General features: G+C 69.5%; 21 protein-coding genes and 1 pseudogene. 12 read left to right on the top strand and 10 right to left on the bottom strand.

The features are described 5' to 3' along the window. The first annotated feature begins 72 nt into the window (after nt 1–72). Both IEY61_RS06275 and IEY61_RS06270 read left to right on the top strand, forming a co-directional pair. Nucleotides 73–1,416, top strand: coding sequence for a helix-turn-helix domain-containing protein (locus IEY61_RS06275; RefSeq protein WP_189041454.1), 1,344 nt, complete (start codon nt 73–75; stop codon nt 1,414–1,416). Then, on the top strand, nt 1,400–2,119 hold the full coding sequence (locus IEY61_RS06270) for a 2'-5' RNA ligase family protein (RefSeq protein WP_189041452.1): 720 nt from the start codon (nt 1,400–1,402) through the stop codon (nt 2,117–2,119). Before IEY61_RS06275 ends, IEY61_RS06270 begins: the two co-directional genes overlap by 17 nt. A gap of 167 nt (nt 2,120–2,286) precedes the next feature. Here the strand turns inward: IEY61_RS06270 and IEY61_RS31070 are convergent. From IEY61_RS31070 to amcA, 3 genes and pseudogenes are all read right to left on the bottom strand, one after another. After that, a pseudogene (locus IEY61_RS31070) lies at nt 2,287–2,408 on the bottom strand (kinase); the annotation flags it as partial. Nucleotides 2,409–2,415: 7 nt separating this feature from the next. Then, a complete protein-coding gene (locus tag IEY61_RS06265) occupies nt 2,416–3,114 on the bottom strand; it encodes a pentapeptide repeat-containing protein (RefSeq protein ID WP_189041450.1) in 699 nt (232 codons plus the stop codon). 23 nt (nt 3,115–3,137) lie between these two features. Continuing rightward, a complete protein-coding gene (gene amcA, locus IEY61_RS06260) occupies nt 3,138–3,320 on the bottom strand; it encodes a multiple cyclophane-containing RiPP AmcA (RefSeq protein ID WP_189041448.1) in 183 nt (60 codons plus the stop codon). 179 nt (nt 3,321–3,499) lie between these two features. On the opposite strand from amcA, the gene hisG reads away from it, so the two are divergent. Then, complete coding sequence (hisG, locus tag IEY61_RS06255; protein ID WP_189041446.1) at nt 3,500–4,372, top strand: ATP phosphoribosyltransferase; 873 nt, start codon at nt 3,500–3,502, stop codon at nt 4,370–4,372. Here hisG and IEY61_RS06250 read toward each other — a convergent pair. The 3 genes from IEY61_RS06250 to IEY61_RS31770 are packed head-to-tail and all read right to left on the bottom strand — an operon-like array spanning nt 4,344 to nt 7,737. Continuing rightward, nucleotides 4,344–5,624 (bottom strand): deoxyguanosinetriphosphate triphosphohydrolase, encoded by a 1,281-nt coding sequence (locus IEY61_RS06250; RefSeq protein WP_229705723.1) that lies wholly within the window; start codon nt 5,622–5,624, stop codon nt 4,344–4,346. The genes hisG and IEY61_RS06250 overlap by 29 nt on opposite strands. 38 nt (nt 5,625–5,662) lie before the next feature. Beyond that, a complete protein-coding gene (locus IEY61_RS06245; protein ID WP_189041444.1) occupies nt 5,663–6,400 on the bottom strand; it encodes a hypothetical protein in 738 nt (245 codons plus the stop codon). Continuing rightward, entirely contained in the window at nt 6,400–7,737 is a 1,338-nt protein-coding gene (locus IEY61_RS31770; RefSeq protein WP_189041442.1) for a glycosyltransferase family 4 protein, read from the bottom strand. The genes IEY61_RS06245 and IEY61_RS31770 overlap by 1 nt, the downstream gene beginning before the upstream one ends. A gap of 233 nt (nt 7,738–7,970) precedes the next feature. On the opposite strand from IEY61_RS31770, the gene IEY61_RS31765 reads away from it, so the two are divergent. After that, nucleotides 7,971–9,317, top strand: coding sequence for a helix-turn-helix domain-containing protein (locus IEY61_RS31765; protein ID WP_189041440.1), 1,347 nt, complete (start codon nt 7,971–7,973; stop codon nt 9,315–9,317). A 75-nt stretch (nt 9,318–9,392) separates the two neighbouring features. Here IEY61_RS31765 and IEY61_RS06230 read toward each other — a convergent pair whose 3' ends face one another. Beyond that, complete coding sequence (locus IEY61_RS06230; RefSeq protein ID WP_189041439.1) at nt 9,393–9,875, bottom strand: NUDIX hydrolase; 483 nt, start codon at nt 9,873–9,875, stop codon at nt 9,393–9,395. A gap of 568 nt (nt 9,876–10,443) precedes the next feature. Here IEY61_RS06230 and fxlM point away from each other — a divergent pair. The 7 genes from fxlM to IEY61_RS06195 all read left to right on the top strand — a co-directional run bounded on the left by fxlM (nt 10,444) and on the right by IEY61_RS06195 (nt 18,926). Further along, a complete protein-coding gene (gene fxlM / locus IEY61_RS06225; protein WP_189041438.1) occupies nt 10,444–11,646 on the top strand; it encodes a methyltransferase, FxLD system in 1,203 nt (400 codons plus the stop codon). Between the two features lie 70 nt (nt 11,647–11,716). Continuing rightward, complete coding sequence (locus IEY61_RS06220) at nt 11,717–11,911, top strand: FxLD family lanthipeptide (RefSeq protein ID WP_189041652.1); 195 nt, start codon at nt 11,717–11,719, stop codon at nt 11,909–11,911. A 75-nt stretch (nt 11,912–11,986) separates the two neighbouring features. Continuing rightward, a complete protein-coding gene (locus IEY61_RS06215; RefSeq protein WP_189041437.1) occupies nt 11,987–15,028 on the top strand; it encodes a lantibiotic dehydratase in 3,042 nt (1,013 codons plus the stop codon). Continuing rightward, complete coding sequence (locus tag IEY61_RS06210; protein ID WP_189041436.1) at nt 15,025–16,254, top strand: lanthionine synthetase C family protein; 1,230 nt, start codon at nt 15,025–15,027, stop codon at nt 16,252–16,254. Before IEY61_RS06215 ends, IEY61_RS06210 begins: the two co-directional genes overlap by 4 nt. A 55-nt stretch (nt 16,255–16,309) precedes the next feature. Next, nucleotides 16,310–17,200 carry a thiopeptide-type bacteriocin biosynthesis protein gene (locus IEY61_RS06205; RefSeq protein WP_189041435.1) on the top strand — a complete coding sequence of 297 codons (891 nt, stop codon included), beginning with the start codon at nt 16,310–16,312 and terminating at the stop codon, nt 17,198–17,200. Next, nucleotides 17,200–18,363: a hypothetical protein gene (locus IEY61_RS06200; RefSeq protein ID WP_189041434.1), complete on the top strand. Its 1,164-nt coding sequence runs from the start codon at nt 17,200–17,202 to the stop codon at nt 18,361–18,363. The genes IEY61_RS06205 and IEY61_RS06200 overlap by 1 nt, the downstream gene beginning before the upstream one ends. An 83-nt stretch (nt 18,364–18,446) precedes the next feature. Next, nucleotides 18,447–18,926 carry a PPC domain-containing DNA-binding protein gene (locus IEY61_RS06195; RefSeq protein WP_189041433.1) on the top strand — a complete coding sequence of 160 codons (480 nt, stop codon included), beginning with the start codon at nt 18,447–18,449 and terminating at the stop codon, nt 18,924–18,926. Nucleotides 18,927–19,043: 117 nt separating this feature from the next. Here IEY61_RS06195 and IEY61_RS06190 read toward each other — a convergent pair whose 3' ends face one another. After that, nucleotides 19,044–19,568, bottom strand: a complete 525-nt coding sequence (locus tag IEY61_RS06190) for an AAA family ATPase (RefSeq protein WP_373293105.1) — start codon at nt 19,566–19,568, stop codon at nt 19,044–19,046. Nucleotides 19,569–19,721: 153 nt separating this feature from the next. On the opposite strand from IEY61_RS06190, the gene IEY61_RS06185 reads away from it, so the two are divergent. Continuing rightward, entirely contained in the window at nt 19,722–20,570 is an 849-nt protein-coding gene (locus tag IEY61_RS06185; protein WP_189041429.1) for a sugar phosphate nucleotidyltransferase, read from the top strand. A 10-nt stretch (nt 20,571–20,580) separates the two neighbouring features. Here IEY61_RS06185 and IEY61_RS06180 read toward each other — a convergent pair whose 3' ends face one another. Continuing rightward, nucleotides 20,581–21,249: a 2'-5' RNA ligase family protein gene (locus IEY61_RS06180; protein WP_189041427.1), complete on the bottom strand. Its 669-nt coding sequence runs from the start codon at nt 21,247–21,249 to the stop codon at nt 20,581–20,583. Continuing rightward, nucleotides 21,246–22,544, bottom strand: a complete 1,299-nt coding sequence (locus tag IEY61_RS32340) for a helix-turn-helix domain-containing protein (protein WP_189041425.1) — start codon at nt 22,542–22,544, stop codon at nt 21,246–21,248. Before IEY61_RS32340 ends, IEY61_RS06180 begins: the two co-directional genes overlap by 4 nt. Nucleotides 22,545–22,605 lie beyond the last annotated feature (61 nt).

Below are 22,605 nucleotides of genomic sequence, written 5' to 3'. Positions count from 1 at the left end.
ACTGTCAGCGTGCCGTGAGGGGTCAGTAGCGAATGGTGATCAGCCCCTCCGGTGACGTGGGGGGACGTCCTCATGGATCCGCAGGGACTCAGTGACGTGAAGCGGGCGCTCGGGCGGCGGCTCGGGGTGTGGCGTAGGAAGCGTGGGCTGACTCAGGACGATGTCGCGCGGCTGGTGCACAGCACGCGGAGCACGGTGGCCAACGTCGAGAGTGGCCGGCAGGTGGTGGACCGGGTCTTCTGGGCGCAGTGCGAGACGCTTCTGCGGTCCGGCGGTGAACTGCTCACCGGGTACGACGAGTACCGGTCCCTTGATGCCCGGTATCAGCAGGAGAAGGCGGAAGCGGCTCGTCATGCCCGCTGGGGGGCGTTGGCGTCGCTTGACCCGGCTGCGGGGCCTGTGGCGGCGGGCCGGTGGGACGAGGTGGTCGAGCCTGTCGCGGAGGTGCAGGCGCGGGTCCGTGACCAGCATGCGTACGTGCTCGACGAGTCGTTCCTCGACGCGATGGAGGCGTTCGTCGCTGAGGTGGTCGATTCGTACGAGCTGCGGGGGCCGCGGGTCTTCGCGCCGGTCCTGGTCCGGGAGCGGCGGCGTGTTCAGCCGATGTTGATGGGCCGGGCGCGTCCGAGGCAGCAGCATCGGCTGCTGGCTGTTGCGGGGCGTCTTTCCGGTCTGTTGAGTTACATGTCGGTCAACCTGGGACGCTTTGATTCGGCCCGCGCGTATACGCTGGAGTGCTTCCAGTTGGCGGAGCAGGCCGACGATCGTGATCTTCAGGCGTGGGTGCGGGGTACGCAGAGTCTGGCCGAGTTCTATGCGGGCAGCTACTGTGACGCTCTCGCCTTCGCGCAGGACGGCCGGCGCTTCGCCGGCACGGGACGCCAAGCGGTGCGCCTCGCGGTGAATGGTGAGGCGAGGGCGCATGGGAGGCTGGGTGACCGTCGCGCGGTCGAGAAGGCGGTCGGTGACGCCTACGATCTTCTTGCCGCCTTTTCCCCGGAGCCCGGCATGACTCCGTGCATATCGTTCGGTGTCTACAGCGAAGCACGCACTGCGTCGAATGCCGCTACCGCGCACCTTGGGCTGGGAAACGCCGGGCCGGTCCTTCAGTTCGCTGGCCGCGCTCTCGACATTGTGGATAGCTCGCCGTCGCGGTGGAGTCAGGCTCTGGTGCGCCTGGACATGGCATCCGCCCTGATCGACCCGCTGACCGAAGACCTGGACCAGGCCCTGGTGCTGGCCCGCGCGGCGATGGCCGCTGCGGAAGGCAACCGCATCGAGTCGATCGAGCAGCGACTGCGGTCCTTCGCCGCAGGGTTGCAAGGATCCTCGGGCTACGCACCTGTAGCGGCATTCACCGATGAAGTGCGGCAGTGGTTGCATGAGCGGAAGCCGGACAATGACAACCCTCTCTGACGAATCCAGGGAAGGGCGTGAACGGCACGGCTACGTCGAGGAAGACTGGGCGCGCTACCGCGCGCTCGATTCTCTGACCAATCACTGGGAACGGGCGGGCTGGCGTCCAGGTCGACGTTCCTACCTTTGGTTGTTGCGTCTCGGCGAGAGCGGAACTGTTCGGGCGCTCGCATCGAGATGCCAGGCCGCGCTTGGCCATATACCGACGCTGGACATGGTTCCCCTGAAATGGCTGCACCTTACCGTGCAGAAGGTTGGCTTCACAGACGAAGTGCCTGCCGCGCAGCTCGACCAGATCGTGGCAGCAGCGCAGCGACGGCTTGCGATCCTCCCCCCGATTCCACTACGGGTGGGGCCATTGACGGGATCAGCGGGCGCTGTGCGATTCAGCGCGGGCCCCCATCCCCCGGTGCACAGCGTTCGCCAAGTCCTGCGGCAGGCGCTCGCGGAGGTCAGAGGCGAACGTGCAGTCCCCACGCGCGCCACTGCGTTCGTCCCCCACGTCAGCATCGCCTACAACAACGCTCCGACCGACGCGACGCCGGTCATCGACGCGGTGGCCGGCCTCCGCCGCGTCGCATCCGTCACGACCGTCGTTCACGGCGTCGAGCTTGTCGAGTTACGCCGCGAGCCCGGTAGCTACGCGTGGGATGTCCTGGCTACGGGCACGCTCGGCGATGACGAACAGACCGCCAGATCATGACACCGAAACTCCCGCCCGCCCAACAGCGACGGCCGTCCCCAGCAGCCCGACAAGGCCATGGGCAGTTCGACAGCGGCCATCAACGAGTGGCCCGCGCACTGCCGGCGCGAGCGACGCATCTACCTCTACCGCACCGCGCACGCGCACCTTGTGTCGGCTCCGGAAAGCTCGACCAGTGCGCAGCCCTGGCCGTATCGGCGTCGTAGCTCACGGGCGATGCTGCTCTTGCCCGAGCCGGAGTGCCCCGGATGCAGACGATCGTGTCCTGGCTGCCAGTGGGTTCAGCCATTAGGGATCTACTCCTCCTGAACGGTGAGGTCGAGGGCGGCGACGGCTAGCCGGGTGAGGTCAGGAAGCTGGTCCTGGCCGAGGATGGTGCCGTGCAGGTTGTCCAGCGGCGTCTTGAGGCCGTGAAGCCGGCTGCCCCGCAGGTCGGTGCCGTCGAGGTGGCAGGAGTCCAGTTCCAGTCCGGTGAGGTCACATGACCGTAGCGCGATGCGAGGTAGTCGGCAGGACGACCACGCGCCGTTGGCGAAAGTGCAGTCGGTGAACGCGACCGAGCCGGCGGCGGTGACGCGTTGGAAGGTGGCGTAGTCGAAGCGGCAGCCGTCGAAGAGGACGTCCTTGAGGCGTACGTCGGTGAGTCTGGTGCCGGTGAACCGGGAACCGGTGATGGCGCAGCGTTCGATGGTGATGCCGGTCAGGGTCGCGCCGGAGAAGTCGGTGCGGGTGATCTCGCAGCCGTAGAGGCTGCCCGCCTCCCAGGTGCTCTCGCTCAGGTCCACGCCGGTGATCAGACTGCTGCGGATGCTGACATCCTCAAGGTGCGAGCCGTGCCACGCTGCGCCGTTGACGAGTGCCTCGGTGAGGCACTCGGCCAGGTCCGTGGTGCTGTCGAGGTCATCCGGGTCGAGGTCCGACAGCAGGACCTTCACGTCGCCGATCGTGGTGGTACGCGTGTCCTCAACTGTGCGGGCGCGGGGTGGGCATGCCACCCCGCGCGTCCCTTGGTAGGGGGCTACTTCTTCTTGTTCCAATTGTCCCAGCCAGGTCGGCTGTCGAACTTACCCTTGTTGTCCCAGGCGGGGCGGTTGTCGAACTTCGCCGCGTCGATCGACGCTACCGACCACTGCGGGTCGACGCCGAGGCAAGCGAGTTGCTCGGGTGCGGCGTTGATAAGGGTCGCCAGAGCGTTGGTCATGGTGAGGGGTCAGGTGGTCGGCGGCGGCGCGGACGAGGGCCTGCCGGGTGGTCCGGCACGCCAGCTGGGCTGGCCGATGCCCGGTTCACCGCGATGACTGCCGGACTGTGGGCTGTGTGGGCGGGCGGGGGCGGATTATCGGCGTTGTGGTGGTGGGGTGTTGTGTCATGATGTGGCGCATGTCTGTGACTCCGTTGCGGGTGGCCGTGCCGAATAAGGGATCGTTGAGTGAGGCGGCGTTCAAGCTGCTGACCGATGCCGGCTACCTGGTCCATCGGGGTAATGGCAGGGAATTGCAGTGCAATGATCCCGAGAACAATATGAAGTTCTTTTTCCAGCGGCCTCGTGACATCGCGGTGTACGTCGGATCGGGTGCCCTCGATGTGGGTGTCACCGGGTTGGATCTGCTTCTGGATTCGGGTGCCCCGGCCAGTGAGGTGCTGCGGTTGGGGTTCTCTCGGTCGCGGTTCCACTTCGCGGCCCGACCGGCCGGCCCGCGGCGGCTTGCTGACCTGTCGGGGTTGAGTGTGGCCACCAGTTACCCGACTCTGGTCGGGAAGTACCTGGCTGAGGCTGGGGTGAGTGTGTCGCTGGTGAAGCTCGACGGGGCGGTGGAGAACGCGATCAGTCTGGGCCTGGCCGACGCTATCGCCGATGTCGTGGAGACGGGCACGTCGTTGCAGAACTGTGGGCTGGTGACGTTCGGCGAGCCGTTGATGGAGTCGGAGGCGGTGCTGATCCGCAGTGAGGCGTCCCGGAAGTCGGAGCGGGCTGCCGGGGCGATCGACGCGCTCGTGCAGCGGCTGGAAGGTGTGCTGACCGCCCGCCGGTATGTGATGGTCGAGTACGACTGCCCGGCCGAGGCGCTGGACGCGGCGTGCTCGTTGACTCCCGGGATCGAAGGGCCGACCGTGTCGCCGTTGGCGCGTGAGGGTTGGATGGCGGTCCGGGCGATGGTCCCGAGGGCCGGCGTGCAGCGGACGATGGACGATTTGAAGCGGGCCGGAGCGCGGGCGATCCTGGTCACCCCGCTGGAGGCGTGCCGGATGTAGCCGCCGTGGTGGTGGACCGGGTCGCGGTGCGCAGCGTCCTGCCGTAAAGGGCCACGGCTTGGTGGTCGGTGAGCGCGGCGACTTGGTCCACGACGACACGTAGCCGTCCGCGGTCGTCGGGCGCCGCGTGCCAGGAATGCCGTGCCGACGGTTCTAGCGTGTCGGGCGCATGGTGGTGGAGGCAGGTGAACAGGCCGGCGAGGAGTTCGCGTTGACGCTGGCGTCGGGCCCGCCGGGCCGGGTCACGCAGGACATGGCTTAGGTGGAGTGCCTTGAGGATTGCGGCTTCCGCGCGTGTCGCCTGGGGCACGACGAGATCGGCGGCATAGCGGGTCAGTGCGTGCTGCGGATGGTGTTCGCGGGTCGCGGCGACGGCGGCGGTGATCATTCGGGTGGTCATCGCCTGCGTGTACTGGGCGAGTGTTGCCCTGGCCTGGGGTGTGCCGTCATAGGGGCGGGCGGCGAGGGCGCGGATCTGGGGGATTGCCGCGAGGTCGTGGGCGGCGTCCTCGGCGGTAGGCAGGGGCGCGGTGGTGAAGTGCTCGACGGCGAGCATCGTGTGGTCGGTGGGGTCGGCGAGGGCTGCGGTGGGGATGCTTCCGGCGCGGATGCCGTCGGCGAGGTCGTGTACGGCGTTGGCGATGTCGTCGGCCCAGTCCATGATCTGGGCTTCGATACACACCTGCCGGTCGGGATGGTGGGCGCGTATCCATCGCAGGGTCGTGGCGTCCTCGGCGTAGGCGCCGTACTTGCGCTGCCCGGCGGTTGCCGTCCAGGGGTACTTGCAGGTGGCATCCAGCGTGGCGCGGGTGAGGTTCAACCCGTAGGAGACACCGTCGACGTCGACGGTGTCGGTTTCCAGGCGGGTGAGGATCCGCAGGGTCTGGGCGTTGGCTTCGAAGCCGCCGCAGGGTTGGGCGAGTTCGTCGAGTGCGCGTTCACCGTTGTGCCCGAACGGCGGGTGGCCGATGTCGTGGGCCAGGCCGGCGGTCTCCACGAGGTCGATGTCGACGTCGAGCCCGTCGGCGAGGTGCCGGCCGATCCGTGCGACGGCGTACGAGTGGGTGAGGCGGTTCATCGGCCGGTGGGCGGCGTCGGGTTCGACGGACTGGGTCTTACCTCGCAACGCCCGCAGCGCGCGGCTCCGCTGGAGGCGTTCCTTGTCGTGTTGAGCCCACCGTGGATCGTGTTGGTCCCGGTCTGGCTCCGGTATCCGCCGCTGTCGGTCGTGGTCGCGGTATCCCATGTTCATGGCGTCTCCCGCCCGCTCGTCGCTCTCATGACCGGTGGTCAGGGTGTGATGGATTCGCCGGCGGTGGCACTCGCCGAGGCCAGTCGCGTCATGTCCCTCGGTGACAGGTAGCGGGTGTAGACGGGGTCGGTTGCCAACTCGGCGAGACGGCGGCCTCGCCAGCGTGACTCCAGGAACATCATTCGGCGTAGCAGCAGGGCGTGGATCGTGTGGCGGTCCGGGTCGAGGGTTTCACCGGCTTGCTGTAGGCGTCGTAGTCCGGCGGTGCTGATGAGCCGGTTGGTGTCCAGCAGCCGCAGGGTTCCGCTGGTATCCACGGCCAGGTTCTGCAGGGGCGGGTCGATGATGTCGGGAATCAGCGAGGCGTCCGTGCCCAACAGGGTGTCCGGCGCGGTGTCGAGCAGCAGGTGACGCACCAGGCGCAGAAACGTGGTTAGTTGTCGCATCGTGGAGGCTGGCAGCTGCGACGGGCTGGCGGCGGTCAGCCGGAGCTGGGGGTTGACCTCGACGTACTCCTTGACGATTACCACCTGCCCCAGTGGCGCGTCCGGTGTGGGGGCGAACAGCCGCTGGCGGGGAATCAGCCGGGGCAGGACCGGCGCGAACACTGTGAGGAGGTAGTCGTGCTCGCGGCGCAGCTTTGCCACGGTCAGCGTGTCGCAGTCGGCCCTGAACAGCTGGACGACCCGCTCGCTGCCTGGCCGCCGGTACACCTGGCTGTGGCGGCCCTCTCCGATGCGGACGTAGGCCCGACCGGGGCGGATCAGGGTGGCCATCAGCGCCCGGCCCCGGGATGCGCGGCGAGGACAGTGGCGTAGCCGTCGAACATTTTCTCCACCGAGAAGCGTCGCGCGCTCGACCGCCCCGCCGCGGTGATCCCGGCGTGCAGGTCGGGGTCGGTGAGCAGGCGCTGGAGGGCGTCGGCGAGGGCCACCGGATCGGCCGGGTGGACGAGGAGGCCGGAGTGTTCGTGGTCGATGTAGCCGAGCGGACCGCCGTGGGCGGTGGTGACGACGGGCACCCCGGCCAGCATCGCCTCGATGTTGGCGTAGCCGAACGCCTCCGGCAGCCGCGACGGCAGCACCGCGATGTGTGCCGCGCCGTAGCAGGCGGCGACCTCGTCGGGGGTGAGGTCGTCGAGGAGGAACACCTGGTCAACGAGCCCGCGTTCGGTGATCGCTTTGGCCAGGTCGTGTTCGTAGTCGGGGTCCCGGGTGTCGACCAGACCGTGGCCGTTGATCGCCACGTACATGCCCTCACACAGGCCGCGGCTGGCGAGGATCGCCACCGCGTCGACCAGGTCGTGGTGTCCCTTCCACGCGACCCGTCGCGCTGACATCAGGATCATCCGGCCTGCGGCGGGCAGCTGGTTGCGCCTGCGGACCGCCTCGAACACCCCGCCGGCCCGCGCCTGGTTCACCTGGTCCTGGAAGCCGTGCACGTCGAGCCCGTTGAGTACCGTGGCCACTCGGTGCGGAGGGATGCCGGCGGCGATGAGCGCCGCCCGGACCGCGTTGGAGACCGCGATCAGCCACACGCTGTGTCCCGTGCGCTCGATCCGGCGACGCAGGTAGTCGAACCGTCGCTGCGCGCCGGAGATGTCGTGCACGATGCCGGTCAGGTTGAGCCGGCCCAACCCGCTGGCGTCGAGGTACCCGAACTCCTCGGCCTTCAGCACCGCCGTGATCGGGTTGATGTTCTGCAGCAGCAGGTTCCGCGACGCGGCACGGCGGATGGCCTGGGCGTACTGGCTGGCCAGGGAGTGGTAGACCGGGTTGCCCGGGTCGTCGATCCGTTCCTCGTAGTAGGCCCGGACCAGGTCGGGGTCCTTGCCCCTGCCGTCGGCGGCTCCGAGATACCGGGGAAATGACGTCGCGATGGCCTGAGCCAACGCCAGGTGTCCGTCCGGGGTCCGCAACCGGTACGGCGGCGTGTCGGCGCCGGTCTGGGTGATCGCCAGACGCGTGGACGGATAGCGGCGGGTCACCTCACCGAGTAGCTGATGGGTGTGCACCACCAGACCGGTCTGCCGACACGGCTTCGCTAATCCGCTGTCGACGACAGTTCCTCTCATGTCGTACGTGGCGATGTGCAGGCTCCGTGGAAATTCCATGCCGAACTCCTCACGCTCGCAGGCAGAGAAAGCCGACCGCCCATAACAAGCCGCCAACAGCGATTCGTACGAAGCGGAAATCGCCGTGGACGCGCAGTGGCCGGGGAACCTCACCTCAGCCCACCAACCAGCCGAGACGTAACCCCACGGCGGGGACCCCACAATGGGGTGATCAGGACCGTTGAAAAGGCGTTAGAGTGCGGCATCGACGTGCCACCGCCGGGGGAAACCACATGGGAATTCCGACGTCAGCGCACCAGATCGCCCGAGGTCTCCTCGACGACCCCACCATCGTGCAGGCGTTGACCACCCGCACATTCAGCGTCGTCTTCTCGGCGGCGAAAGCTGCCGGACTGAGCTACAACGCCATCGCCACCGCGACCGGCATCAAACCGGAACGGGTCAGCCTGATCGCCCACGGCAAAGCCACCATCACCGGCATCGACACGGTCGAACGCATCGCCGATGGTCTCCACATCCCCGGTGGCATGCTGGGCCTCGCCGCGCGATCCTGGGAGAACAGCACCACTGGCCCGCAGTCGCGGACGGAGGACGCGTCCATGCATCGCCGACAACTCCTACACGGCGCCCTCGCCGCCGGTCTCACCACCACGGCGCTGAAACCGATCACCGAGATCCTGACCAACGCCACCAAGGCCCTCACCGCGTCCAGCGGCCCCGCCACCCTGGCCCACCTGCACACCGTCACCGAACAACACAGCTACGGCTACGCCGGAAGAGCACCCGCCACCGTCCTGGCCAACCTCGTCGCCGACGTCGCCGACCTGACCGCACTCCTGCAACGCCCCCAACCCGCAACGACCCGCATCGACCTGTCCCGGCTCATGGCCCAACTCGGCGGCATGACCGCGATCGTCCTGCACGACCTCGGCCACCGACGCCAAGCGCTCACCTGGTTCACCACCGCGGCGCGTGCCGCAGACGAGGCCGGCGACCGGACCCTCCACGCCTGGGTCCTCGCCCGCACCGCCATGGTCCCCCTCAACTACGGGGCCCCAGCAGCCGCCGCCAGACTCGCCGAACAAGCCCGCCACACCGCCGGGAACGCACCTACCGCCGCCGCAGCCCTCGCCACCGCCGTCGCCGCCCGCGCCCACGCCCTCACCGGCAACCGCCACCAAGCCAACACCAACCTCCGCGCCGCCGACCGGATCGCCGAGGCGCTACCCGACACCGAACGCGCCGACACCTGGCTCGGACACTGCGACCAGAAACACCACGTCCACCTATCCCACGCCCTCACCACCCTCGGCGACACCACCCACGCCAGAACCAGCCAAGCCCAAGCCCTCGCACTATCCGCCCCCACCAGCACCCTCACCCGCACCCTGCTCCACCTCGACGCCGCCACCTGCCACCACCACGACGGCAACACCCTCGACGCCTGCCACGCCGCCACCAACGCCCTCACCGCCATACCCGCCACCTTCCACACTGGCCTCATCCATAGCCGTGCCACCGAGCTCTACCGCGCCATCCCCACCACCCTGCGCACCAACCCCGCCGCCCAAGAACTCGCCGACATCCTCACCACCACTGCTCCACGAGACCTGCCGTGATCCAGCCTGATCGCCACCCGGACCGGCCGTCCCACACCTGTCAGTGGCGGCGTTGGCGGTCGGCCGGTGAGCCCGTCAGGTCGGGGTGCCCGCAGCTGCGGTCAGATGCCCGCGCATCAGGATCCCGTCCCGGCACAGTCCTGCCTCGATGTCCCGAACGGGGTAGCGGCCGACACCCGCGTCGTTGAGGATCTGCATCACCGTCGGATGCGGCTGCACGTCGTCGACCGCTGCCTGGAGCACGCCGTCCACGTGATGCCCGCCGGCCGCCACCTGGGTCGCGGTGCCGGCGTGGAAGGCGAACATCACGAAGTGGTAGGAGCCGTTCTCAGCGCGGATCTCGTACACCCCGGTCAGTGTCAGCTCGCTCACCTCGAAGCCAGCTTCTTCCACCGTCTCCCGGCGGGCCGCGTCCTGCGCCGACTCTCCGAACTCAATTTTGCCGCCGGGCAGCAGCAGCCATCCCGCGTACGGGCCGCGCTGCTGCCGGACGAACACCACCTCACCTGCAGCGGTGGAGATGATCGTTAGCGCGGCGACGGTCGGCTTCGTCGTCACAACTACCTGCCCTCGGTGCCCGGGGCTAATGGTGCCCGCATCGCGTATCAGCGGTTCGCTGGGCGGCGGGCGTTCGTGGCACCCTACCGGCGGCGGTAGGAGCCTTCAACCATGCCCGGCCTCCGTGGTGTCGGCTGATAGGTGGAGCGCATCGCGCGGTCGTCGCGGGACATCCACCATGTGCGCCGACAGCGCGGCGCGTTTCGCCCCGCCCGACCTCCATGCCGGACTGTGCTGACGGAGTACCGGGGTTCGGAGTCGGCGGGGTGGACGCTTCTGATCGTGAACAAGGTGGCTCTGCGCGTGCGATGAGCTCCCGTTTGCTGGTCTGGGGTGGGACCGCCGGGTCGCGCGTCGAAGGTTCGTGTCGAGGGTGTTCGACACGCGGTCGGGCGGGTCTACTGGTTCCTGGCATCACGGATGCCAGACCGGGATTCGGAGCGGCGAAGGGCGCGCCCTGTGGCCGGCGCGACGGCTGCCGGCTCCACAACCTCTCGCGAAGCTGTCTGCAGGTTGACTTGGCTTCGGCCGGCGACGGAAACCAATCACATAACCAGGAAGTGATGACATGACTACCGTTAGTGGGAGTGTTGTGCGGGATCCGGTGGCGCTGCGGGCGGCGATGGTGGCGGAGTTGGGAGAGGACACGATCAGGTCGCAGGCGGTGGCTGCGGCATTCTCGGTCGTGCCGCGTCACCTGTTCGCCCCAGGCGAGCCGCTGGACATGGTGTACGACTCGAACACCCCGCTGGTGACGAAGACCGGTCCGGACGGTACGGCGCTCAGTTCGGTGTCGGCGGCGCACATCCAGGCGGTGATGTTGGAGCAGGCCGAGATCGAGCCGGGGATGCGGGTTCTGGAGATCGGTTCGGGTGGGTACAACGCGGCGCTGATCGCGGAGCTGGTCGGCCCGCAGGGGGCGGTGACGTCGGTGGACATCGATCCGGAGATCGTCGCGCGGGCCCGCGCCTGCCTGCAGAGCGCCGGCTACGAGGACCGGGTGCGGGTCGTGCAGGCCGACGCCGAACACGGCGTGCCGGAGCATGCACCGTACGACCGGATCATCGTCACGGTCGGCGCGTGGGACATCCCGCCGGCCTGGATCGCCCAGCTGTCCGAACACGGCCGGATCGTGGTGCCGTTGCGGTTCGCCGGCCTTTCCCGTTGCGTCGCCTTCGACCTGGCCGGAGGGCGTCTGTTCAGTCACAGCTACTGCCTCGGCGGGTTCGTGCCGATGCAGGGCGAGGGCACGTACTCCGAGACGCTCGTGCCGATCCACGGTGAGGCGACGCTGCGCATCGACGGCCCGGATCCGGGCTTCGACGTGCCGGCGCTGCGCAGGGCGGTCCACGCGCCGAGGACCGAGCGGTGGTCCGGGGCGGCGTTCGACATGCCCGACGAGCTGGAGTTGTTCGTGGTAACCAGCGCACCCCACGTGCCCTTCCTGTACGCGAGCCAGCAGCTGGTGGACCAGGGCGTATTCACCCCGGCGGTGACCTACGGCACGGCCGCCGTGGTCGAGGGCGGCAGTCTGGCCTACCGCACGAAACGGGAGAACGAGGACCTCGGCGGGTGGGAGAGCGGTGTCTACGCCTACGGCCCGCAGGCCGAGACAGTCGCTGACCGGTATGTCCGGCTGTTGCGCCGCTGGGCGGCGGACTTCCGCCGTCGCGGGGCCGCCCGGATCGAGTACCTACCCACCAGCGCGGGCGTGCCGGACGGCTGGTACGTGCCGAAGCGCCACGGCGTCGTCGCGGTGTCCTGGCGCTGACAGCTACCGGCGTCCCGGCCGGGACGCCGGGTGGATCACAACCCCCTCGAAGGAGGCTGTCGTGTCGATCATGACCGAGGAGCGGATCGCTCCGTCCGTGTCGCCGGTGGCGGTGGACGGGAAGAAGGACGAGTTCGGGCCGGACGACTGGGAGCTGGACATCAGCTTCGTCGAGTCCGGCGAGGGCGTCGACAAGCTGATCTACATGACGAACGACGGGTGCGGCAAGACCTGCCAGTCCGCCTGCACCAGCTGCCCGAAGTAAGACGCAGATCCGGGGCGCCTGGCCGCGTGGCGTTCGCCGCGCGGCCGGGCCCCTCACGTTCGCAGGGGAGGACGTGTGTACCGGCACCTGGACGCGCTGGTGGTTCGCGCGACGCCCTGCCCTCCCGACCGGCTGGTCGGCTGGTGGCCGGACCTGACCGGCCCGCAGGAAGCAGGGTCGTGGCGGTGGTGGTTGGGGCAGGTGTTCGCGGCACCGCGGTTCGCGGCGGCGGTGGAGCTGGCCAGTCCCGTGCTCGCCGACCGTGTCCGCGCGGTGTGCGACGGCCGTGTCGGGGAGGGTGAGGCTCGGCGGGTGGTGGTGTCGGTCCTGCGTTACCTGTTGCGGATGCGTGGCCGGGCGACGCCCTACGGCTTGTTCGCTGGGATCGCCGCCGCGGGTCTGGCCCCCACCGCCGCCGTCCGGTTCGGTGACGGGCACCGGGCGGTGCCACGGGTACGGGCGGCGTGGCTTATGGGCCTGGTCGACGGGCTGGAGGCCGATCCGGTGCTTCGGCCGCACCTGACTGTCCGCGCCAACAACCTCCTGAAGTGCCGCGACGGGCAGATTGTGCTGGAGCACCGCACCCACCAGAAACCCGGGGAGCGGCCCACCCAGGTGCACGTGCGCGCCACTGGCCCGGTGCTCGCGGCGCTGACGGCGGCGGCGGACCCGATTCGGCTAGGGAATCTGGCCGCCGCGCTTGCCGCCGACCACGGCGCCCCCGTCGGGGTGGTACATGCGCTGCTCGCGCGGATGGTGACGCAACGTCTCCTGCTGACCGCGCTACGCCCGGCGACCACCTGCACCGACCCGCTGTCCGCCGTCACCGCGGGCCTTGAGCAGGCGGTGGCCGACGCCGATGCCAGCACCCCCGGCGACAGCGCGCCCGCCCAGGCGCGTGCGACGCTCGCCGTGCTGCGCACCCTCTCCGAACGGGCCGTGTCGGACACCGCGGCGCCCGGTGCGCGGCTGGCCGAGACGATGACGAGTCTGCACCCTGCCGACGAGCCGCCGGTCGCGGTGGACCTGCGCTTGGACGCCGACGTGCGTGTTCCCGAGGTGATTGCGGTAGAGGCGGCGCGCGCAGCCGGCGCCTTGGTGCGTCTCGCCGCTGCCGGCCGTGAGGGCTGGGCGGCGTGGCACCGCCGTTTCCTCGAGCGTTACGGACCCCATGCGGTCGTGCCGGTCCGGGACGCGGTGGACGTCGATCTCGGCCTGGGTTACCCAGCCGGTTACCGCGGCGCTACCCCCGCCCCGCCGCCGGCCCTGACCGCGCGGGATCGGAAGCTGATGGCCCTCGCCCAGGACGCGGCGCTGCGACGCGAGCGTGAGGTCGTGCTCGATGACGCCGCCATCGCCGACCTCGCCGGCGGCGCACCCGCCGTGTCCGTCCAGCCGAGCACCGAACTGACCGTCACCGTGCACGCCCGTACCACCCGGGACCTCGACCGGGGCGAGTTTCAGCTGGAGGTGGTCGGCGTGTCCCGCAACGCCGGCACCGTCACCGGGCGGTTCCTCGACCTGCTCGACCCTGCGGACCGGAAGCGAATCACCGGCGCGTACGCGGCGCTACCTCAGGTGACTCGTGGTGCGTTGCGAGTCCAGGTGTCGGCGGCGACCCTCTACACGGTCACCGAGGACGTGGCCCGCGCCCCCCACGTGATGCCGCACCACGTCTCGCTCGGGGAATACCACGACAACGCGCCCGACCGGATCGCGCTGGACGACATCGCGGTCACCGCTGACGCCGACCGGGTCTACCTGGTGTCGGTGTCCCGGCGGCGTGTGGTGGAGCCGATCGTGCTCAACGCGGTCGAGCAGGTGCATTACACCCTGCCGATCGTGCGGTTCCTCACCGAGGCACCCACCGCCTTCACAGCACCGTGTGACGGCTTCGACTGGGGTGCTGCGAGCGGATTGCCGTTCCTGCCCGCTCTGCGCTACCAGCGGACCATCCTGTCACCGGCACGCTGGCTGCTATCAGCAGACGCCCTGCCCGGTCCTGGGGCGAGCTGGCGGGAGTGGAGCCGGGCACTGGCATCCTGGCGTGCCACCACCGGCTGCCCGCCGGGGGTGTACCTCGGCGACAGCGACCAGCGCATCCGGCTGGACCTCGCCGAGCCGGCGCATCAGGCACTACTGCGCGACCACCTGCGCCGCACCCCGACCGCCGTATTGCGCGCCGCGCCCCCACCTGACACGGCCGGCTGGATCGGCGGACGCGCCCACGAGATCGTCGTCCCCCTGGCTGCCACAGTCGACCCGGCGCCACCACCACACGCGCTCGCCACCGCACCCGTGGTCGACATCCGCGAACATGGGCACCTCCCCGGCGCCGGGGAACACCTCTTCGTCAAGCTGTACGGCCATCCCGACCGGCAGACACCGATCCTCACCCGCCACCTCCCGTTCCTGCTCCGTCAGCTCGACCCACAGACACGGTGGTGGTTCCTGCGCTACGGAGACCCGGATCCGCACCTGCGGCTGCGGTTGACCGGCGCCGCGAACCTCGCCACGCTCGCCGAGTGGACGGCCGGGCTGCGCCGCGTCGGCCTGATCGCCCGAGTGCAGGTCGACACTGACTACCCGGAGACCGGCCGCTTCGGCGGTCCCACCGCCGACGCTGCCGTCGCCGGGGTCTTCGCCGTCGACTCCGCAGCAGCCGTCACGCAGTTGGCTGCCATCGACAGCGGACGGGCATCCGATGTTCGTGCGGTCACCGCGGCGAGCCTGCTGCACCTCACCACCGCCCTGATCGGTAACACCACCGCCGGCATGCGGTGGCTGATCGACCACACACGCCCGCAGCGGTCCGCCCCACCCCGCGACGTGTATCAGCGCACGGTCGCACTCGCCAACCCCGACCAGACCGGCCTGGACGTACTCGGTCACGGCACAGAGCTGCGGGCTGCATGGCAGCGGCGCCGAGAGGCGTTGACCACCTACGGCGCCACCCTGCACACCGCAGGCGCTGCTGTGGACAGTGTGCTGCCTGACCTGCTGCACCTGCACCACACCCGCATGATCGGCCCCGACCTGGACAGCGAACGCGCCTGCCTGCACCTGGCCCGTGCCGCCGCGTTGAGCTGGACTGCCCGCACCCGGAACGAACCATGAGCCCTGCGCACCAAGGCGCGCTCGCGGCGTCGACAGCCATCGCCGATGCGCTGGCCGATCCACATGCCATCCCGCCCGCATTCGAAGGGCGGGCGAGGCCGCAGTCCCTCGCGGGCGGCGCGGTCGGTATCGCACTACTGCACATCGAACGAGCCCACACCGGCCACGGCGACGACACCGTCACCCAGACCTGGCTGAAACTCGCCACATCCCAGCCGATCAGTACCGGAGGCAACGCCAACCTGTTCCACGGCGCACCAGCACTCGGCCTCGCCCTGCACGCCACCGGCACGACCCGCTACCGGCGCGCGCTGGCCGCACTCGACGACACCACCATCGCCCTCACCCGAGCGCGCCTGGCCGCCGCCCATGCCCGCATCGACCGGGGTGATCCGCTGCCGATGCGCGAGTTCGACCTGATCCACGGCCTGACCGGACTCGCCGTCTACCACCTGCACCGCCACCCCAACCACCCCGTCACCCGCGACGTGCTCGCCTACCTGGTCCGCCTCACCCGCCCCCTGCTCGGCCAGCGCGGTGCCACCGATCTGCCACCGTGGTGGATGCAGGTCGGCCTGTCCGGCGAACCCGACCCCGACCACCCGCACGGGCACGGGAACCTGGGAGTCGCCCACGGAATCAGCGCCGTCATCGCGCTGCTCTCCCTCGCCGTCCTTCACGACCTGACCACCACCGGCCTGCGCGACGCTCTCACCCGCCTCTGCTCCTGGACCGACCAATGGCACCAAGACGACAACCTTGGCCCGTGGTGGCCCGGCTACCTCACCATCGACCACACCGGCCGCCTCGCACCGTCGCACCGGCCCCGGCCCTCCTGGTGCTACGGCATCGCCGGCACCGCACGGGCCCAACAACTGGCTGGCATCGCTCTCGGCGACCCCCGCCGGCAGGCAGTCGCCGAACGCGGGATCCTGGCCGCACTGCGTGACCCGGCCCGACCGGACCTCCTCCCCGAGATCGGCCTGTGCCACGGCAAAGCAGGCCTGCTCCACGCCGCATTCCGCATGGCGATCGACGCCCACAGCCCCGCACTGGCCGCTGAACTACCCAACCTGGCCAGCCACCTCGCCGCCCAGCTACTGAGTGAGCCGATGACCGCCCCGGAACTCATGGACGGCGCGGCCGGCGCCGCCCTCGCGCTGCACGCCGTCGGCACCGGAACCGCCCCCATGTCCGGATGGGACGCGGTCCTCCTGCTCGCCTGACACCACCCGACCCGCACACCGGCCCTCACCACCCGACCCTCGAAGGAACGCCATGATGCCGTCACCGTGGCTCCAGATCACCGTCGAGTTGCCCGATCCGGACCAGGCCGAGCACACCGCCACCACTCACCTCGCCCCCATGCTCATCCAAGCGGAAGCCGACAGGCACATCACCGGCTGGTTCTTCATCCGTAAGACACCCCAGTGGCGGCTGCGTTACCTCCCCAGCAACGCGACCACCGCAGCACGGGAGCACCTCTTCGGCCGCCTCGACATTCTCATCCGTGAACGGCACATCACCCGCGCCGTCGAGGTCGTCTACGAACCCGAGATCTGCGCCTTCGGCGGCGACCACGCGATGGCGGTCGCCCACCGACTGTGGCACGCCGACAGCCGGCACGTGCTCGGCTACCTCGCCACCACCGCAACAGAGCTCACCACCCGTCGTCGCCGCGAGATCGCGATCCTGCTCGCCAGCACCCTGCTGCGCGGGGCCCGCCTCGACTGGTACGAACAAGGAGACGTCTGGTCCAAGGTCGCCCACCACCGCCCCCCGCCCGACACACCCAGCCCAGACAAGACACTGGCTCTCCAAGCAGCGCTGCGCCGGCTCATGAGCACCGACGCGCGCAGCCTCACCCACCCGGCCCGGCCACACCTGAGAGCGGCGGACTGGGCCGCCGCGTTCACCACCGCCGGCCGCGACCTGGCCCACCTCGCTGACACCGGCGGCCTCCGCCGTGGGCTGCGCGACGTCCTCGCCCACCACGTCATCTTCGCGATGAATCGGATCGGCCTTCCCGCGACCACCCAGGCCGTCCTCGCCACCCACGCCGCCACCGTCATCTTCGGCCCAGACCCCACCACCCCACCGGGCGCAGACGCCACCAACCAGCACTCGCACGCCGCGACGGCTACCACGGCCAGGGCGGGAAGCGGTAGCTGATGGACCCGACCGGGGTGCAAGCCCGCAGATTTCCCCTCGTCGCCCGACCCCGACCCGCCTGCACCCCACTGCCCGAGCGGGTTGCCGGCCTGACCCGCCGCGCTGCCGCCGCCAACCGCGACCACGACCCCGCCGCCGGGACCGCCGTGATCAACCTCGCCGCGCTGCTCGCATCAGACTGCGGACGATCCGACCTGGCCCACCAATGGTCGACACGGCTCGCCCGCTCCGCGCTCGCGGACCCAGCGTCCGACTTCCGAACAGCAAGTCACAGCCTCGAACCCATCATCAACCTCGCCCGGCTACGCACCCGCGTCGGCGACGGTTCCGGAGCTTGGAAACTCCTCGAAGCCCTCTACTACGCCGTCGCATCCCGGACCGACATCACCATCGATGGCATCCTCATCCCCGCCGCACGCCTCACCCCCGGCCCCACCGCACACCGCGAACTCCGCCAGTGGCTCTGGACAGTCCTGCTGTCCAGCGGCGCACACGCTCTCGCCACGGCCGGCCGATGGGACGACGCCTACCACCGGCTCCACCAACACAACGGCATCGGTCGACGCATGCTCGACGGCCGGCAGATCGCCGTCATCGCCCACGCCACCGCCGGCAGACGGACACGCGCCCTGGAACTCCTACGCGGTACCGCGCCTGGCGAACCGTGGGAACACGCCGTCACCGCATCCCTGACCCTGCTGTGCCAGCCAGCGCCCACCATGGGCACCACTCAACGACACGCCGTGGCCGCCTACCAGACGCTGGACACCACCGCGCCAGGCCTCGTCGTGTTCCACACCCGCCTCGGAATGTGCCTCGTCGACGCGCTCGGCGGCGTCGAGCAACCTGCCGCACAGCCCATCGCCGCCGACCTCATCGAACGAGCCCTCACCGACGGATACGCCGCCCGGGACGTCCTCGCCCACCCCGGATGCCGCGCCATCCTCACCCAACGACAAGCCGAACAACTCACCGACCAGGTCACCGCCTGCGGCCTGGGTACCGGCGGCATACCCGAACCCTTGCTGGCCGAACTCGCCGTCGCACTGGACGCCACAGAAGCCGTCATCCGTGAAACACCCGCCGAGACCCGACGGCTTCCGAATGCGGCCGACACGAAAAGCCACCCAGCGAATCATTCTCTGCAGCGAGACCAACCATAGGCCGGCCCCACTCCATAATGGTGGCACCTGACGTGGATATAGCTGCCCTGGCAGCAACGATCAACTGGAGACGAGTACCACGAATGCGTAGCCATGAACTCACCCCAGGCTGCATGATCGGCGTCGTCTTCGACCACGGCGACGACTTCTTCACCGCCCTCACCGACACCTGCCGTGCACACGGAATCAAGCAGGGCTACATCCCCGTCTTCATCGCCGGCCTCAGCACCGCGAGGATCGTCGGCACCTGTCAGCGGCTCGACAACCCCGACGCCCCGGTCTGGTCCCACGTCGACCTGACCAACGTCGAGGCGCTCGGTGGCGGCACCATCGCCTGGGACGAGAGCACCCAGACGATCAAACCCCACATCCACGTCACGGTCGGACTGAAGGAACACAGCGCGACGGCCCACACCAGTCACCTGTTGGATGCCACGGTCCAGTTCCTCACCGAGATGCTCATCATCGAGATCAGCTCGCCGAGGATGAGCCGCCTGCCGAACCCTGACCTGTACGACGTGCCACAACTGCGGTTCGGCCAACGAGGCGGCACCGAGATGTAGTCCGTGCGAGGACCCGATTTCATGATCGGCGCGTTGTCGCTGGAATGATCATCGGTGATGACGGACCCGGATCGGCGACGGCTGCGCGTCGGATCCCTGCCTGAGGGCCCTGAAATGTCAGCTCCGGGCTGCGCCTGTCACCCTTGCCGCCAGTTGCTCCACGGGCAGCGTTCCGTCGAGGGTGATGGTGCTGTCCGGCAGATTCTGAGCCGCTTGGGCGCACCGATCCACCTGGGCCAGCCGCCATGTGCGGACCTGCGCGTCCCGGGCTGGGTCCTGTGGCCAGAACGACTGCGCCTCGATCCGCCTCCGGATGATGTCGGTGGGAACGGTAATGAAGTAGTGCGCGACGTCCATGCCGCAGGTACGCAGCCCGGTGAGGATCTCATCGAGGTAGGGCCACACAACGACGGTCATCGGGACGACCAGTGTCCGCTGGTACTCCTGCGCGAGTGCGACCGCCGTGTCCACAACGCTGCGTCGCCATACCCGCAGGTCCTGGAAGTCCCCGCTGGGCGGTAGCGGCACGATATCCCGGAGCATGAACCCGGGTAGTTCGGCGTCGAAGAGCAGCAGCTGGGGATCGTCCGCGATCAGATGCTGCGCCAGTGTCGTCTTCCCAGCGCCGAACGCGCCGTTCACCCAAATCACCCGCACGGACTTGTCTCTCCCGTTGGTTTGAATGTTCCCCTCTTTAACGTAATCGGCGGCGCGGCGTAATGTGCCAGCGGCCGGTTGCGGGGTTTGTAAACTGGCGCGGTCAGTCACGGTGGGCGCAGGAGAGGAAGGTGAATCGTGGTCACGAAAGCGGTTATCGCTGTTGCCGGTTTCGGTTCCCGGTTCTTCCCGGTCGCGAAGACCGTGAACAAGTGCATGCTGCCGGTTCTGACCAAGCCTGTCGTGCAGTACGCCGTCGAGGACTGCGTCCGTGCCGGGGTCACCGAGATCGCCATCGTCGCCGCTGCCGGTCAGGCAGGCGAGCAGGTGCGCCACTACTTCAGTCCCGATCCGGCCACGGAGGCGTACTTCCGTGACCGGGGTTGGGCCGACAAGTGGGCGCCCGCTGCTGGTCTGCCAGGCATCGCGGACATCACGTTCCTGGAGCAGGGGCGTGACGGCCGCTACGGAACGGCTGTGCCCGCCATGATCGCCGTCGACTTCGTCGGTGACGTCGACTTCCTCCTGGTGACTGGTGACGACCTTCTCCTGCGCGGTGACGGTGGCAGCGACCTTGCCGACCTCGTGTCCCGCCGCGCTGCGGCTGGCAGCTCGGCGGCGCTGGCCGCCGCCGTGGTCGAGGGCAGCCGCGCGAGCCTCTACGGGGTGGTGTCCACCCGCGAGGGCGGTGCTGGTACACGTCTCTACTCCGGGATGGTCGAGAAGCCGCAGGACTGGGGTGAGCCGACGGCGTTCGTCAACATCAGCCGGTACCTGCTTCCCGGTGCCATCGCCCCGTACTTCCGGGCACTGCGGCCCGACCAGGAGACGGGCGAGTTCCAGACGACGGACGCGATCAACGCCTACGCCGCCGGCCACGAGGTCCTCGTTTCGCCCGTCTCCGGCGACTACTACGACTGCGGGAACGTGTCGGGCTGGCTCGCGGCGAACAACGCCGTCGCCCGTCTCACCGGCATGACCTCCTGACTGGCTGGCGTCATCCGTTCAGGGGCGCGGTCGCCACGGTCGACCATCGGTAGGTGCGGTCGTCCCGGCGTAGTGCGATCAGTGAGACCTCGCTGATCGTCGCCTGCACGGGGGCTAGGCGCCGCAGCTCGGCCAGCCGGGCGCGGATCGGCGCGGTGGGCGCGGGCGCGCCGCTGTAGGCGATCGTGACGTGGGGCCGGAACCCGTCCGCTGGTTCGGGAACGACGGGCCACACGGCGGCGATCGCGGCCCTGATGGTGGTGCGGACCCGCTCGACGGGGTTCCAGGGTTGGACGAGCAGGCCGATGCCTTCGGCATCAGGGTCGACCGGTCCGAGGGACAGCTCCAACGGTGGCAGGGCGGCGCACCGCTGGCGGGCTTCGGCGACGATCGCGTCGATGTCGTTGTCGGGTACCTCGTCGGTGAAGCCGATGCCCTGCGTGGTCAGGTGCAGGCCGTCGAGCGGCACCAGGTCCAACCCCGGCAGCGGAGCGAGCTGCTGTTGAAGGTCGGTGACGTGACGGTGGAGCGCGGGCTGCTGTTGGAAGGCGAGGTGCCAGGTGTAGAAGTGGCGGCCGGCGTGCCAGCCGGGACGCCAGTACCAGTGCTCGGTGAGGGTGGGCAGGTCCTGGTAGGCGGTCCACCGCTGCCGCAGGCTGGTCAGTTCCCGGCTGCTCATGTCGGCGATCGTAGGCCCGCCGGTGGCGCGATGCGGGGCTGTGTGCGGTCGGCAAGCAGGTTCGCGACGTCCTGTATCCGCAGGTGGTGGCGCAGGGGGTGAGCGGCGGTGAGGAACTGGTGGGTGCGCTGGTGGACGGATTCGAAGCGGTGCTCGGCGGTGAGGGCGAGCGCCTGCAGCGCCAGCTCGGCCGCCTGTTCGGGGTCGCCGGCCTGGAGGTGGGCGGTGGCCATGTCGAGGCGGCTGAGCGCTTGCGGGCCGCGTAGCTGAGCGGTGTCGAAGGCGGCGATGGCGGTGGTGAGGTGGCCGGTGACGTGGGTGGTGTGACCGAGGGCCAGGTAGGCGGTCGCCGCGTTGGCCGCAGCCCGGGTGGGGCAGTACGGGCCGAGGGTCAGGCTGGTGCTGACCTGTCCATCCGACGGGTGTTCGGCCAGCAGGTCGAACGTCCGGCCGACAGCACGGTCGACGCCGTTCCGGTCGCCGAGGTGGGCGAGAGCCCGCGCCTGCCCGTTGACGGTGAGACGGATCCGGTGAGGGCCGGTGCCGGCGTGGCGGAGTCCGTCTTCGGCGTAGGCGAGCGCGTCGCGGTGGTGGCCCGTGTAGAAGGCGATCAGGCTTTGGGTGGCGCGGGTCCATGCCTGGGTGTCGGGTTGTTCGGCGGTGTGGGCGAGGTCGAAGGCTTCGGCGGCGTAGGCGTGCGCGACGCGGAAGGCGCGTAGGTCCAGGGCGAGGGCGGCGAGGAGCCCGGACAGGTGCGCGGCGGCGGTGTAGAGCCGGGCGCGTTGTGGCGGGTGCTGCCGGCCGGCCATCAGCTGGTCGACGCAGACCCGCAGGGGACGTAGCCGGGCGACGAGGGTGGCGGGTGGGCAGCGTTCGTTGTGGGCGATCGCCTGCCGGACCTCGTCCTCCAAGTGCGCCAGCCGGGTGTCGTCGTCGGTGGCGGTGGTCAGCGCCGACCGGCGGGCGGTGATGGCGTCCTCGGATTCCCACCATGCCGCTGCGTTGGTGCTGCCGGGGGGATCCGCCGGGCGATGGCGGTGGCGGCGGTGGTGCAGGTCGGCGATGCGGTCGTACTCGGCGGTCAGCACACCACCGGTGCGCAGCACCTGGTCGCAGCGGGTCCAGAACGGGCGTTCGGGATGCTGTCGGCCGGTCTCGGTGTTCGCCACGGAGCTGCGCCCGTACTGCACGAGCCGGGCGAGGCTGTGCTGGGTGTGTCCGGCGTGTTTACGCAGGTGGGCGAGGCGGCGGCCGAGTGCGCGGCGGGCGGTGGTGGTCTCGTCGTGGTCGACCATCGTTGCCACCCCCGGTCGCCGCGGTCACGATGAGCGAACACCATAGCTGCCCCGGGTGACA

Origin of the sequence: Micromonospora sonchi (assembly GCF_014646235.1) — a bacterium.
GTDB lineage: Bacteria > Actinomycetota > Actinomycetes > Mycobacteriales > Micromonosporaceae > Micromonospora > Micromonospora sonchi.
This window is presented reverse-complemented; position numbering and strand designations above follow the sequence as displayed.